Genomic DNA, 12850 nt, shown 5'->3' on the forward strand with positions numbered 1-12850 from the left:
ATGTACGTAGCCGTCAAAGGAGGCGAACGCGCCATCCTGAACTCCTACCAGATGCTCGATGCGTACCGCCGTGGCGACACCTCGGTGCCGGAACTCACGCTCGCGCAGATCCGCGAACAGATGCCGCTGGCGGTGTCGCGCGTGATGGCCGAGGGTTCGCTGTACGACCCGCGCCTGGCCGCGCTGGCGCTGAAGCAGGCGGCCGGCGACCAGATCGAGGCAATCTTTCTGCTGCGCGCATATCGCACCACGCTCGCGCGCTTCGGCTATACGCGCCCCGTCGATACCGGCGCGATGCGCCTGCAACGCCGGATCTCGTCCACATTCAAGGACGTGCCGGGCGGCCAGGTGCTCGGGCCGACCTACGACTACACGCAGCGCCTGCTGGATTTCTCGCTCGAAGCAGAGCGCGATCCCGCGCCGCTGCCGCCGTCGGCGGAACCCCTCGCCGCCGGCATGCCGCGCGTGACGGGCCTGCTGGAAGCTGACGAACTAGTCGAGGCCGACGACATTCCGGCCGGCGACCCCACCCCGCCGGACCTGACGCGCGAACCGCTTACGTTCCCCGCCAGCCGCGCGGCTCGCCTGCAGAACCTGGCGCGCGCCGACGAAGGCTTCCTGCTCTCGATGGGCTACTCCACGCAGCGCGGCTACGGCAACTCGCACCCGTTCGCGGCCGAGATCCGCTATGGCACGGCTGAAGTCGAGCTGTTCGTGGAAGAACTCGGTTTCGCGGTCACCATCGGCGAAGTCGAGCTGACCGAATGCCAGATGGTGAGCCAGTTTGCCGGCAATGCCGACGAGGCCCCGCGCTTCACGCGTGGCTATGGGCTGGTGTTCGGCTACAACGAGCGCAAGGCGATGTCGATGGCGCTGGCGGATCGCGCCATGCGCGCCGAAGAGCTTGGCGAAGCGGCCGATGCCCCGGCCAACGATATCGAGTTCATGCTGTACCACAGCGACAACGTCGAGGCCTCGGGCTTCGTGCAGCACCTGAAGCTGCCCCACTACGTGGACTTCCAGGCCAACCTGGAACTGCTGCGGCGCCTGCGTGCGGAACAGGATGCGGCCAGCCCCGCTGCCACGCCGCAACCCCTGCCGAAACAACAGCCCCAAGAGGAGACGCTGGCATGAGTCAGGTCAACGCCACCCCGAATCCGGGCGCCGTCGCCCGCGACGAGCACTACAACTTCGGCTATCTCGACGAGTCGACCAAGCGCGTGCTGCGCCGCGCGCTGCTCAAGGCCGTGGCGATTCCCGGCTACCAGGTGCCGTTCGGCAGCCGCGAAATGCCGCTGCCCTACGGCTGGGGCACGGGCGGCATCCAGGTCACCGCCGCGATCATCGGCAAGCAGGACGTGCTCAAGGTGATCGACCAGGGTTCGGACGACACCACCAACGCCATCAATATCCGCCGCTTCTTCGGCCGCGTCACCGGCGTGCAGACCACCGAGCGCACCGCCGAGGCCAGCATCATCCAGACCCGCCACCGCATTCCCGAGACGCCGCTGCGCGCGGGCCAGACGATGGTGTACCAGGTGCCCATTCCCGAGCCGCTGCGCTGGCTGGAGCCGAGCGAGCGCGAGACCCGCACCATGCACGCGCTGGCCGAGTACGGCGCGATGCACGTCAAGCTCTATGAGGACATTGCCCATCACGGGCATATCGCCACCACCTACGACTACCCCGTGGTCGTCAACCAGCGCTACATGATGCGGCCGTCGCCGATCCCCAAGTTCGACAATCCCAAGCTCGACCGCAGCCCCGCACTGATGCTGTTCGGCGCCGGGCGCGAGAAGCGCGTCTATGCCGTGCCGCCGTATACCTCGGTGAAAAGCCTGGACTTTGCCGACCATCCGTTCACCGTGGAGAAGTGGTCCAGCTGCTGCGCGCAGTGCGGCGCCACCGACAGCTATCTCGATGAAATAATCACCGACGATGCCGGCACGCGCATGTTCGTGTGCTCGGACACCGAGTACTGCGCCGACCGCCAGACCGCACAAGCCGTGAAGGCGGCCGCCGGAGGTGCCCAATGAGCGCGACCCCGCTGCTGTCGGTGCGCAGCCTCACGCGCACCTGGGACGGCGTGCATGGCTGCCATGACGTCAGCTTCGACCTCTATCCTGGCGAGCTGCTCTGCGTGGTGGGCGAATCGGGCTCCGGCAAGAGCACGCTGCTGCAGGCACTGTCGATGCAGGCCCCGCCGCAGCGTGGCAGCGTCAGCTATGACATGCGCGAGTCCGGCCTGACCGACCTGGCCACGCTATCCAGCGCGCGCATGCGCCTGCTGGCCCGCACCGACTGGGGCTTCGTGCGCCAGCATGCCCGCGACGGCCTGCGCATGCAGGTCAGCGCCGGCGCCAACATCGCCGAGCGCCTGATGGCCGTGGGCGAGCGCCACTACGGCAACCTGCGCGAAGTGGCCGGCGCCTGGCTCGAGAAAATGGAAATCGACCTGGCGCGCCTGGATGATGTCCCCACCACCTTCTCGGGTGGCATGCAGCAGCGCCTGCAGATCGCGCGCAACCTGGTCACGCACCCGCGCCTGGTGTTCATGGACGAGCCCACGGCATCGCTCGACGTCTCAGTGCAGGCCCGCCTGCTGGACCTGTTGCGCCGCCTGGTGACCGACCTCGGCCTCGCCGCCGTCCTCGTCACGCACGACCTCGCCGTGGCGCGCCTGCTGGCGCACCGCACGCTGGTCATGCAGGGCGGCCGCGTGGTGGAGCAAGGCCTGACCGACCAGATCCTCGACGACCCGCAGCACCCGTACACGCAGTTGCTGGTCTCCTCCATCCTGCAGGGCTGACGACGATGCCATCCGAAAACGCACAGAAGCTGGTCGAGGTCCGCGGCCTCGGCAAGATGTTCACGCTGCACAACCAGGGCGGCATTCGCCTGCCGGTGCTGCGTGCGATCGATTTCGACGCCGCGCGCGGCGAATGCCTGGTCCTGTCCGGTCCCTCGGGCACCGGCAAGAGCACGCTCCTGCGCTGCCTGTACGGCAACTACCTGGCCACCGAAGGCACCATCCGCCTGCGCGACACCAGCGTCGATGCCGAGCCGTGGGTCGAGCTGACCAACGCCCCCGAGCAACGCGTGCTGAAGCTGCGCCGAGACGTGATCGGCTACGTCAGCCAGTTCCTGCGCGCGATTCCGCGCGTTTCCGCGCTGGACGTCGTGGCGGATCCATTGCAGCAGCGCGGCGCCAGCCACGAGGAAGCCCGTGCAGGCGCCGCGGCGCTGCTGGCCCGCCTGAACCTGCCGCGCCGCCTGTGGGACCTGCCGCCGGCCACATTCTCGGGCGGCGAACAGCAGCGCGTGAACATCGCGCGCGGCCTGATCGGCGGCCATCCGATCCTGTTGCTCGACGAACCGACTGCATCGCTCGACGCCGACAACCGCGCGGTGGTGATCGAGTTGATCCGTGAAGCGCTGGCCGAAGGCCGTGCCCTGATCGGCATCTTTCACGACGAAGCCGTGCGCGATGCCGTCGCCACCCGCCTGCTGCCTCTGCAGCCGGCCACCGCCCTCGCCTGATTCGAATCCGGAACGGAGCCGACATGTCTGCCACCTATCTGACGCACGCTACCCTGGTGCTGCCCGACCGCGTCCTGCATGACAGCGCACTACTGATCGAGGACGGCTGTATCGCCGCCATCGAACCCGCGCCGTCCGCCGTGCCCGCCTACGCCACCGTGATCGACCTGCACGGCCACATGGTGATGCCGGGCCTGATCGACGTGCACTGCGACGCCATCGAGAAGGAAGCCGAGCCGCGCGCCAACGTGATGTTCCCGCTGGACTTCGCCGTGGCCCAGGTGGACCGCCGCAACGCCGCGGCCGGCATCACCACGCCGTATCACGCGCTGTCGTTCGCCGGCAACCAGTTCGGCGTGCGCAACGTCGACACCGCGGCCACGCTGGTGCGCACGGTGGCTGCGTATCGCGAGCACAGCCTGGTCGACAACCGCATCCACTGCCGCTATGAAGTGACCGACGCCAGCGCCGTGCCCGTGCTCGAAATGCTGATGGCCGAGGGCGTGGTGGACCTGCTGTCCGTCATGGACCACTCGCCGGGCCAGGGCCAGTTCAAGACAATGGAGGCCTACCTCGCCTACATGATGGGCAACCACGGCATGAGCCGCGAAGAGGCCACCAATGCCGCCGCGAAGAAAGCCGCGGCGCTGGACGGCGCGCATGAACGCGTCAACCGGCTGGTGGAAAAGGCGCATCGACTCGGCATTCCCACCGCCAGCCATGACGACGACTCGCCGCAGCGCATCGCCGCCATGCGCGCGCTGGGCGTGCGCATGAGCGAGTTCCCGATCAACGTGGAGACCGCGCAAGCCGCCTGCGCGCAAGCGCTGCCGACCATCCTCGGCGCGCCCAATGTGCTGCGGGGCAAGAGCCAGAGCGGGTCCATGCGCGCGATCGATGCCATCCAGGCGGGCGTGGGGACGATCCTGTGCTCCGACTACCAGCCCTCGACCCTGATTGCCGCGGCGTATGCCGCCGCGCGCCTGGCCGACCTGCCGCTCAATGAAGCGGTGGCCCTGGTCACCGCCAACCCTGCCGATGCCTGCCTGCTGTCTGACCGCGGCCGCCTGGTGCCCGGCGCACGCGCGGACGTGATCGCCGTGTCCGGCGTGGCCGGCCAGCCGATGGTCACCCACACGTGGTCGCATGGGCGGCTGGTGTTTGCTGCCGGCTATCCGTCGATGCGGCATGTGGCCGCCGCCGAGGTTCCGGCAGCCGGGCATGCCATGCGTGCAATGGCCTGAGCGGCGGGCGTCATGCCCCGGACCGGACTCGGCACCCGTCGGGTCCGGTTTCCCTTCGTGTTGCGTTGTCTGACAACACTTGGCAAGCCTGGCAGTTTTGCCGGGCGCGTTTCTTCGGCCTGCGCGAGTGGCGCCGCAAGCCTCACTTCTGGCTCAGAAAATGCCTAATTCTGCCCTTGAACCGCAGAATCCAGCGCCTCTTCATTTCTCATAATTCTCAGGTAAACCCGTAAGCCCAGACAGCCGGCTTGCCTTGCGAACTTTCTTGTCATACGATGACTGATAACTCGGATGTCATGGAGAACCGAGTCGACCACAAACATCACCGGGCCCTCGGCCCGCTCAGGAATTCGCAATGCTCGCACCCAACGAACTCAAGAAGATCGTCTCTGAAGGACTGCTTTCGTTTCCCGTCACCGACTTTGACCGGGCGGGCAATTTCGCGCCGAAGTCCTATGCGGAACGCCTGGAATGGCTGGCCCCCTATGGCGCCACCGCCCTGTTCGCGGCCGGCGGCACTGGGGAATTCTTCTCGCTGACGCCGGACGACTACTCCGCTGTGGTCGACACCGCCGTGCAGACCTGCGCGGGCAAGGTGCCCATCCTCGCGGGCGCCGGCGGCCCTACCCGGACCGCAATTGCCTATGCACAGGAAGCGCAGCGCCTTGGCGCCGCCGGCGTCCTGCTGCTGCCGCACTACCTGACCGAAGCCAGCCAGGACGGTATTGCCGCGCATGTCGAAGAGCTCTGCAAGGCCGTGGACATCGGCGTGATCGTCTACAACCGTGCCAATTCGAAGCTCGACGCCGCGCACCTGGCCACGCTGGCTGACCGCTGCCCGAACCTGATCGGCTTCAAGGATGGCGTCGGCGACATCGAGGCCATGGTGAGCATCCGCCGCAAGCTTGGCGACCGCTTCTCCTACCTGGGCGGCTTGCCTACCGCGGAGGTTTACGCCGCGGCATACAAGGCGCTCGGCGTGCCGGTCTACTCCTCCGCTGTCTTCAACTTCATCCCGAAGACCGCGATGGACTTCTACCGCGCCATCGCCGCGGACGACCACGAAACCGTCGGCCACCTGATCGATACATTCTTCCTGCCTTACCTGGCCATCCGCAACCGCAAGGCCGGCTACGCCGTGAGCATCGTCAAGGCGGGCGCAAAGCTCGTCGGCCGCGATGCGGGCCCCGTGCGTGCGCCGCTGACGGACCTGACGGACGAGGAAGCGGACGCGCTTGGCGCCCTCATCAGCAAGCTCGGCCCGCAGTAAGCCGGAGCCTGCCGGTCGCGGGGCGCCTCCGTGGCCGGCAGCCAGACGATACCAACGGGCCTGAAGCGCCCGTTTTTGTGCTTTTCAGATGACGTGTGCCGCTTTGCGCTGCCACGTCCCTGACACCCTGGCCCCGAAACCAGCCGAAAAGGAAACACCCATGACCATTACCGGCGACATGCTGATCGGCGCGCAATCCGTGCGCGGCACCGAATCCCTGCTGCAAGCCATCAATCCCGCCACCGGCGAAACGCTGGGCCCCGATTTCGGGGGCGGCGGCAACGCCGAAGTGAACCGCGCCTGCGAACTTGCCGAAGCAGCGTTCGACACCTACCGCGCTACCACGCCGCAACAGCGCGCGGCCTTCCTCGAATCGATTGCCAGCGGCATCGAAGCGCTGGGCGACACGCTGATCCAGCGTGCGCACCTGGAAAGCGCACTGCCCATCGCGCGCCTGCAGGGTGAGCGCGGCCGCACCGCCAACCAGTTGCGCCTGTTCGCGAGCATTCTGCGCGATGGCCGCTGGCAGAACGCCACCTTCGACAGCGCCCTGCCCGAGCGCAACCCGCCGCGCCCCGACCTGCGCATGCAACGGATCGCCGTGGGGCCGGTCGTCGTGTTCGGCGCCAGCAATTTCCCGCTGGCCTTCTCCGTGGCTGGCGGCGACACGGCTTCGGCCCTGGCCGCCGGATGCCCGGTCATCGTCAAGGCACACTCGGCACATCTCGGCACGTCCGAGCTGGTCGGCCGCGTGATCCGGAAAGCCGTGGCGGATGCCGGACTGCCGGAAGGCGTGTTCTCACTGCTGGTTGGCGCGGGCAATGTGGTCGGCACCGCGCTGGTGTCGCATCCCGCCGTGCAGGCAGTCGGCTTCACCGGCTCGCGCGCCGGCGGACTGGCGCTGCTGCATGCTGCCAACAGCCGGCCGCAGCCGATTCCGGTCTATGCCGAGATGAGCAGCATCAACCCGGTGTTCCTCCTGCCTTCGGCGCTGGCCGCGCGCGGCGAAGACATTGGCCGCCAGCTGGTGGACTCGCTGGTCATGGGTGTCGGCCAGTTCTGCACCAATCCCGGCCTGGTCATTGCGATCGATGGCTCCGCGCTGGACGGCTTCCGCCAGGCAGCGGTAAAGGCCCTGGCGGACAAACCCGCCGCAGCCATGCTGACGCCAGGCATCCACCGCGCCTATGAGCAGGGTGTGGCGCAACTGTGCGCGCTCGATGGCATCCATGCGATCGGCGCCGGCGCGGCTGGCGACGGTCCGAACCGCGCCCGCCCCGCATTGTTCGAAACCACCGCAGAGCGCTTCCTTGCCGACGAGAGGATGCAGGCCGAAGTCTTCGGCCCGGCCTCGACGCTGGTGGTCTGCCGCGACGCGGCCGAGATGCTCGCACTTGCGCGCCAGCTCGAAGGCCAGCTCACCGCCACGCTGCAAGCCGACGATGCCGACCACGCCATCGCGGCGGACCTGCTGACCGTGCTGGAGCGCAAGGTCGGGCGCGTGCTCTACAACGGGTATCCCACGGGCGTTGAAGTCTCGTACGCGATGGTGCATGGCGGGCCGTTCCCGGCTACGTCGGACACGCGCACGACTTCGGTGGGCGCGAGCGCCATTGACCGATTCCTGCGGCCGGTGTGCTACCAGAACCTGCCGGATGCGCTGTTGCCTCTAGCGTTGCGGGATGGGAATCCGCTGGGGGTGTGGCAGTTGAGGGATGGGAAGGTCGCGTAGCGTAGTCCTGAGGGATCGGGTGGGGCTGCGGCTTGGCGTTTGTCGTAGGTCGACGGCCCCGTTTCGCCCTGCCGGGCGAGTTACTTTCTGACGGCGCCAGAAAGTAACCAAAGAGCGCCTGCTTGCCCGCCGGGCGGGAGTCTTATCGTAGTCTGCCTGCGTTTTTGTACGGGTATTCGCTTCAGGGCATAACTAGACTGCCTGACGCGCAGATCGCCAGGGGCAACGCCGGGAACGGCGCTGTCCTCCCGACCTCGTGAGAGCGGAGTGGCTCGGTGATCGAGCGCCGTGCCTGCGGCGAAGGTCACAGGCCGGCAACCGTGGTGCGCGATGCGGCTGCGCATGCCTCCGAGCCTCAAGCTGCGTGCCACTCCCCTCTCACGAGGTCGGGAGGACAGCCTGTCAATGCCTCGCGCCGTCTCGTTACCACGCGGCAGGCATCGTAGCTATGCCCTGAAGCGAATACCCGTACAAAAACCGTCGAACACTATGATAAGACTGGCCGTCCGCCGAGGACAGAAGGCGCTTTTTGCTTCCTTTTTGGCGCAGTCAAAAAGGGAGTCGCCGGCTACGCCGGCGAAACAGCAGAGCATCCAAGAACCCAGACCCGCGATCCAGCGAAGAGCCCCCATTTACGCAAGTCCGAAGGCCCCGGTATCCCCCTGACCCTAGTCGAGTTTAATGCCAGCCTTTTTCACCACCCCAGCCCACCGCGCCTGTTCATTGACAAAAAAGCGCCCGGTCTCGGCCGGCGTCATGGTCACCACCTCCGCCCCCTGCGCCACCAGTTGCGAGCGCAAATCCGGCGAGCGGATGATCCGGATCAGTTCCGCATTGATGCGTGTCACCAGCGCATCCGGCATGCTGGCAGGCGCCATCACGCCCTGCCAGGTGCCTGACTCGAAGTTGGCCACGCCCTGTTCGGCGATGGTCGGCACCTGAGCCAGCAGCGGCATGCGCGTGCGCTTGGACAACGCGATCAGCTTCAGCTTGCCCGACTGCACATGCGGCAGGGTCGCCAGCATGCCGTTCATCAGCACCTGCGCGCTGCCGCCAACGGTATCCGCAATCGCTTGCGATCCGCCCTTGTACGGCACGTATTGCCACTTTGCGCCGGTTGCCTGCTCCACTGCCACGCCCGCCAGATGTGGAGCGCTGCCGATCGCCGTGACGGCGAAATTGAGCTGGCTGCGCTTTGACAGCTCCACCAGCTCCTTCAGGCTGCCCACTTGCACCGACGGATGGACCACCAGCAGATGCGGCGAGTAGGCCAGCATGGTAACTGGCTTCAGGTCTTTCGAGATGTCGAACGTCAGCTTGGTATAGACCGAGGGGCTGATCGCCAGCGCGCCGATGTCGCACAGCATCAGCGTATGGTTGTCGTTCGCCTGGGCCACCATGGCCGCGCCGACGTTGCCGTTCGCGCCGGGCCGGTTGTCCACCACGATAGGCTGACCAAGCGCCTCGCCTAGCTGCTTGCTGATCAGGCGGGCGATGATGTCCGACGAACCGCCTGCGGTGTAGGGCACCACCAGTCGGATGGGACGGGTCGGCCAGCTCTGTGCGGCACGCGCAAGGCCTGTCGCGGAACCCGTTGCAAGGCCTACTGCAAGGGCGGAAGTCTGCTTGAGGAAAATACGGCGGCCATGGGTCATGCTCTGTCTCCTTTTATTGAATGATTCTGCGCATCTGCTTCACCGCCAAACACGCGCCGATCATTCGAGCGCAATGCCGCCCTTCTCGATCACGGCCTTCCAGCGCTGCAGTTCCTGCGTTTCGAACTGCGCAAACTGCTCCGGCGTGTTCGCGACCACCTCGAAGCCGCTCTCGGCCAGCTTCTGCTGCATCTTCGGATCCTTCAGCGTACCGACCAGCGCGCCGTGCAGGCGAGCCTTGATGTCGGCCGGCAAGCCCCGCGGCGCGGCGACGCCCTGCCAGGAATAGACCTCGACATCCTTCACGCCGCCCTCGGCCATGGTCGGCACATTGGGCAGCACCGCCGCGCGCTTGTCCGCTGTTACCGCCAGCGCCTTCAGCTTGCCGGTGCGGATCTGCTGCAGCACCGCATTGATGTTCTGGAACGAGACGTCCACCTGCCCGGCCAGCAGGTCGGAGATGGCCGGCGCGCCGCCCTTGTAGGGAACGTGCAGGCCGTCCGTGCCGGACTTCTGCCAGAACAGCGCCGCGGTGAGGTGGTCGGACGAGCCCGCGCCGGACGTGGCAAAGCTGACCTTGCCCGGATGCTTCTTCATGTAGGCCACCAGTTCCTGCACGGAATTCGCCGGGAACTGCGGATTGGCCACCAGCACATTGGGCGCGCGCACGGCTACCGTCAGCAGATCGAAATCCTTGGCCGGGTCATAGCCCAGGCCCTTCTGCAGGAAGGGATTGACGGCATAGACGCCGATCGACGCCACCATCATCGTGTAGCCGTCCGCCGGCGCGCGCTTGACGAAGGTCGCACCGATCGCGCCCGTGGCCCCCGGCCGGTTGTCCACCACGAAGGGCTGGCCCAGCTTCTCGTTGAGCGGCGCGGACAGCATGCGCGCGATGGTATCGGTCGAGCCGCCGGCCGGGAACGGCACGACGACCGAGACCGGACGCTGCGGCCAGTTCTGCGCAGCCGCCACGGCAGCGCCGGTTGCGAGCGCCGCAGCCACGAAAGCGCAGCCACGCAGCCAGTTGTGCACACGCTGGACGCGCCTGACCCGGGATGGTTGGAACATGGTTGTCTCCTGTCCGTATATGTTATCTGTCATCGTATGACTGATAACCCAGTATAATAAGCACATCTCAAACTGGTCAAGCCCGGGAATCCCCGCCCGCATCCGTCTATGTCAAATGCCCAGATGGCTTCTGCCGCTACACCGCGCCGACGCGGCCGCACGCTTGCCGAAGAGGTGGTCAGCAGCCTGAGCGAAGAGATCCGGCAAGGCCGGATCAAGCCGGGCGACAAACTCCCGACCGAATCCGAGATCATGGCCGCGCAGGGCGTCAGCCGAACCGTCGTGCGTGAGGCGCTCTCGCGGCTGCAGGCCAGCGGCCTGGTGGAAACGCGCCACGGCATCGGCACCTTTGTGCTGGAGCGCGCGGCCGAAGCGCCCTCGCCGTTCCGCATCGACCCGGCCGCCATGGGCACCGCACTGGATGTGCTGGCTATGCTGGAATTCCGCGTGAGCCTGGAGGCGGAAGCCGCCAGCCTGGCCGCAACCCGCCGCAGCGACATGCAGCTTGCCGCCATGCGCCGCGCGCTGGACGAGCTCAAGCGCAGCGCGGTGGAGGGCAACGACGCCGTGGACAGCGATTTCGAGTTCCACATGGCCATCGCCCGCGCCACGGGCAACCGCTATTTCACGGACATCATGGGCCACCTGGGCACCATGGTCATCCCGCGCAGCCGCCTCCAGGTCAGCAAGCCAGAGCGCGAACAGTACCTGGACCGCGTGAACATCGAGCACGAGAACATCTACGAGGCCATCGAGCGCCAGGACCCCGAGGCCGCCAAGGCCGCAATGCGCATGCACCTGACCAACAGCCGCGAGCGCCTGCGCAAGGCGTCGGCGACAGCGGCTGCGCCGGCCTGACAGGCGTCGATGTGGGTGGCGCTTTTCGCTCACCCGCCTATGTCATACGATGTCTAATAATGAATTCAGCAAAACGGGCCGTCTTCCGGCCCGCTTTGCCTTCACAGGCTGACCGTCCGGATTAGCCCTTCGCCTTCCCTGCCCCACCCTTCGCATGCGGCTCCGCATGCTCCGCGGCCGGCACCTTCACCAGCCCGTCGGCCCGGAACATCGCCTTGATCCCGCGCACCGCCTGCCGGATGCGTGATTCGTTCTCGATCAGGGCGAAGCGCACGTACTCGTCGCCGTAGTCGCCAAAGCCGATGCCAGGCGAGACCGATACCTTCGCCTTCGCCAGCAACTGCTTGGAAAACTCCAGCGAGCCCAGCGCCCGGTACGGTTCGGGAATGCGCGCCCAGATATACATCGACGCCTTCGGGATATCGACCGGCCAGCCGGATTCGATCAGCCCGCGCGCCAGCACGTCGCGCCGCGCCTGGTAGTGGGCGGCGATGTCCTTCACGCACTGCTGGTCGCCTTCCAGCGCGGCAATGGCCGCCACCTGCAGCGGCGTAAAGGTGCCGTAGTCGTGATAGCTCTTGATGCGCGTGAGTGCCGCGACCAGGTCGGGATTGCCGACCATGAAGCCGATCCGCCAGCCGGCCATGTTGTAGCTCTTGGACAGCGTGAAGAACTCCACCGCGATATCCTTGGCGCCCGGCACCTGCATGATCGACGGGGCCTTCCAGCCATCGAACACGATATCGGCATAGGCCAGGTCGTGCACCACGAAGATGTCGTGCTTGCGGGCCAGTGCAATGACGCGCTCGAAGAAGTCCAGCTCCACGCATTCGGCCGTGGGATTGGACGGGAAGCCCAGCACGATCATCTTCGGCTTGGGATAGCTGCCCCGGATCGCGCGCTCGAGCTCGGCAAAGAAATCGACGCCAGGCACCAGCGGCACCGAGCGGATATCCGCGCCGGCAATCACGGCCCCGTAGATATGGATCGGATAGCTCGGGTCCGGCACCAGCACCGTATCGCCACGATCCAGCGTCGCCAGCATCAGGTGCGCCAGGCCTTCCTTGGAGCCAATGGTGACGATGGCTTCGGTATCGGGATCGATCTCCACGTCATAGCGCTCGCGATACCAGTGCGAGATCGCGCGCCGCAGCCGCGGAATGCCCTTCGACGCCGAGTAGCCATGCGTATCGGGCCGCTGCGCGGCTTCCGTCAGCTTGGCAACGATATGCGGCGGCGTGGCGCCGTCCGGATTGCCCATGCTCATGTCGATGATGTCCTCGCCACGGCGGCGGGCGGCCATCTTGAGCTCGGCGGTGATATTGAAAACGTAGGGGGGAAGACGATCGATGCGCGCGAAGCGGCGCTTGCCAGAGGCGGCAGTCATGTGGGTCCTTTAACGTAAGCGCCCGGAACCGTCCGAGCGACGTCGGCAGCCGTTGTCTCGGCTGCCGGGGACCTATCTTAGCGGGGACCCGGG

At 66.6% G+C, this 12850-nt stretch carries 11 protein-coding genes; 8 read left to right on the forward strand and 3 right to left on the reverse strand.

The window, feature by feature from the left end:
* The 7 genes from RM96_RS32870 to RM96_RS32900 all read left to right on the forward strand — a co-directional run bounded on the left by RM96_RS32870 (position 1) and on the right by RM96_RS32900 (position 7786).
* Positions 1-1134, forward strand: a complete 1134-nt coding sequence (locus RM96_RS32870; RefSeq protein WP_039015934.1) for a carbon-phosphorus lyase complex subunit PhnI — start codon at positions 1-3, stop codon at positions 1132-1134.
* Positions 1131-2036 (forward strand): alpha-D-ribose 1-methylphosphonate 5-phosphate C-P-lyase PhnJ, encoded by a 906-nt coding sequence (locus tag RM96_RS32875; protein ID WP_039015935.1) that lies wholly within the window; start codon positions 1131-1133, stop codon positions 2034-2036. The genes RM96_RS32870 and RM96_RS32875 overlap by 4 nt, the downstream gene beginning before the upstream one ends.
* Positions 2033-2809, forward strand: coding sequence for a phosphonate C-P lyase system protein PhnK (gene phnK, locus RM96_RS32880; RefSeq protein WP_039015936.1), 777 nt, complete (start codon positions 2033-2035; stop codon positions 2807-2809). Before RM96_RS32875 ends, phnK begins: the two co-directional genes overlap by 4 nt.
* A 5-nt stretch (positions 2810-2814) precedes the next feature.
* Positions 2815-3540: a phosphonate C-P lyase system protein PhnL gene (phnL, locus tag RM96_RS32885; protein WP_039015937.1), complete on the forward strand. Its 726-nt coding sequence runs from the start codon at positions 2815-2817 to the stop codon at positions 3538-3540.
* A gap of 23 nt (positions 3541-3563) precedes the next feature.
* Entirely contained in the window at positions 3564-4784 is a 1221-nt protein-coding gene (locus RM96_RS32890; RefSeq protein ID WP_039015938.1) for an alpha-D-ribose 1-methylphosphonate 5-triphosphate diphosphatase, read from the forward strand.
* Between the two features lie 355 nt (positions 4785-5139).
* A complete protein-coding gene (gene kdgD / locus RM96_RS32895) occupies positions 5140-6054 on the forward strand; it encodes a 5-dehydro-4-deoxyglucarate dehydratase (RefSeq protein ID WP_039015939.1) in 915 nt (304 codons plus the stop codon).
* A 160-nt stretch (positions 6055-6214) separates the two neighbouring features.
* Entirely contained in the window at positions 6215-7786 is a 1572-nt protein-coding gene (locus RM96_RS32900; protein ID WP_039015940.1) for an aldehyde dehydrogenase (NADP(+)), read from the forward strand.
* A 668-nt stretch (positions 7787-8454) separates the two neighbouring features.
* On the opposite strand, the gene RM96_RS32905 is transcribed toward RM96_RS32900, so the two are convergent.
* Both RM96_RS32905 and RM96_RS32910 read right to left on the reverse strand, forming a co-directional pair.
* The gene (locus RM96_RS32905; RefSeq protein ID WP_039015941.1) at positions 8455-9441 is read right to left on the reverse strand and encodes a Bug family tripartite tricarboxylate transporter substrate binding protein; all 987 of its coding nucleotides are present in this window, start codon (positions 9439-9441) and stop codon (positions 8455-8457) included.
* Between the two features lie 60 nt (positions 9442-9501).
* Positions 9502-10512 (reverse strand): Bug family tripartite tricarboxylate transporter substrate binding protein, encoded by a 1011-nt coding sequence (locus tag RM96_RS32910; RefSeq protein WP_039015942.1) that lies wholly within the window; start codon positions 10510-10512, stop codon positions 9502-9504.
* A 108-nt stretch (positions 10513-10620) separates the two neighbouring features.
* Here RM96_RS32910 and RM96_RS32915 point away from each other — a divergent pair, with 108 nt between their 5' ends.
* The gene (locus tag RM96_RS32915; RefSeq protein WP_039015943.1) at positions 10621-11370 is read left to right on the forward strand and encodes a FadR/GntR family transcriptional regulator; all 750 of its coding nucleotides are present in this window, start codon (positions 10621-10623) and stop codon (positions 11368-11370) included.
* Positions 11371-11491: 121 nt separating this feature from the next.
* Here the strand turns inward: RM96_RS32915 and alaC are convergent, their stop codons facing one another.
* The gene (gene alaC / locus RM96_RS32920; protein ID WP_039015944.1) at positions 11492-12757 is read right to left on the reverse strand and encodes an alanine transaminase; all 1266 of its coding nucleotides are present in this window, start codon (positions 12755-12757) and stop codon (positions 11492-11494) included.
* Positions 12758-12850 lie beyond the last annotated feature (93 nt).

Source organism: Cupriavidus sp. IDO (genome assembly GCF_000812465.1).
GTDB lineage: Bacteria > Pseudomonadota > Gammaproteobacteria > Burkholderiales > Burkholderiaceae > Cupriavidus.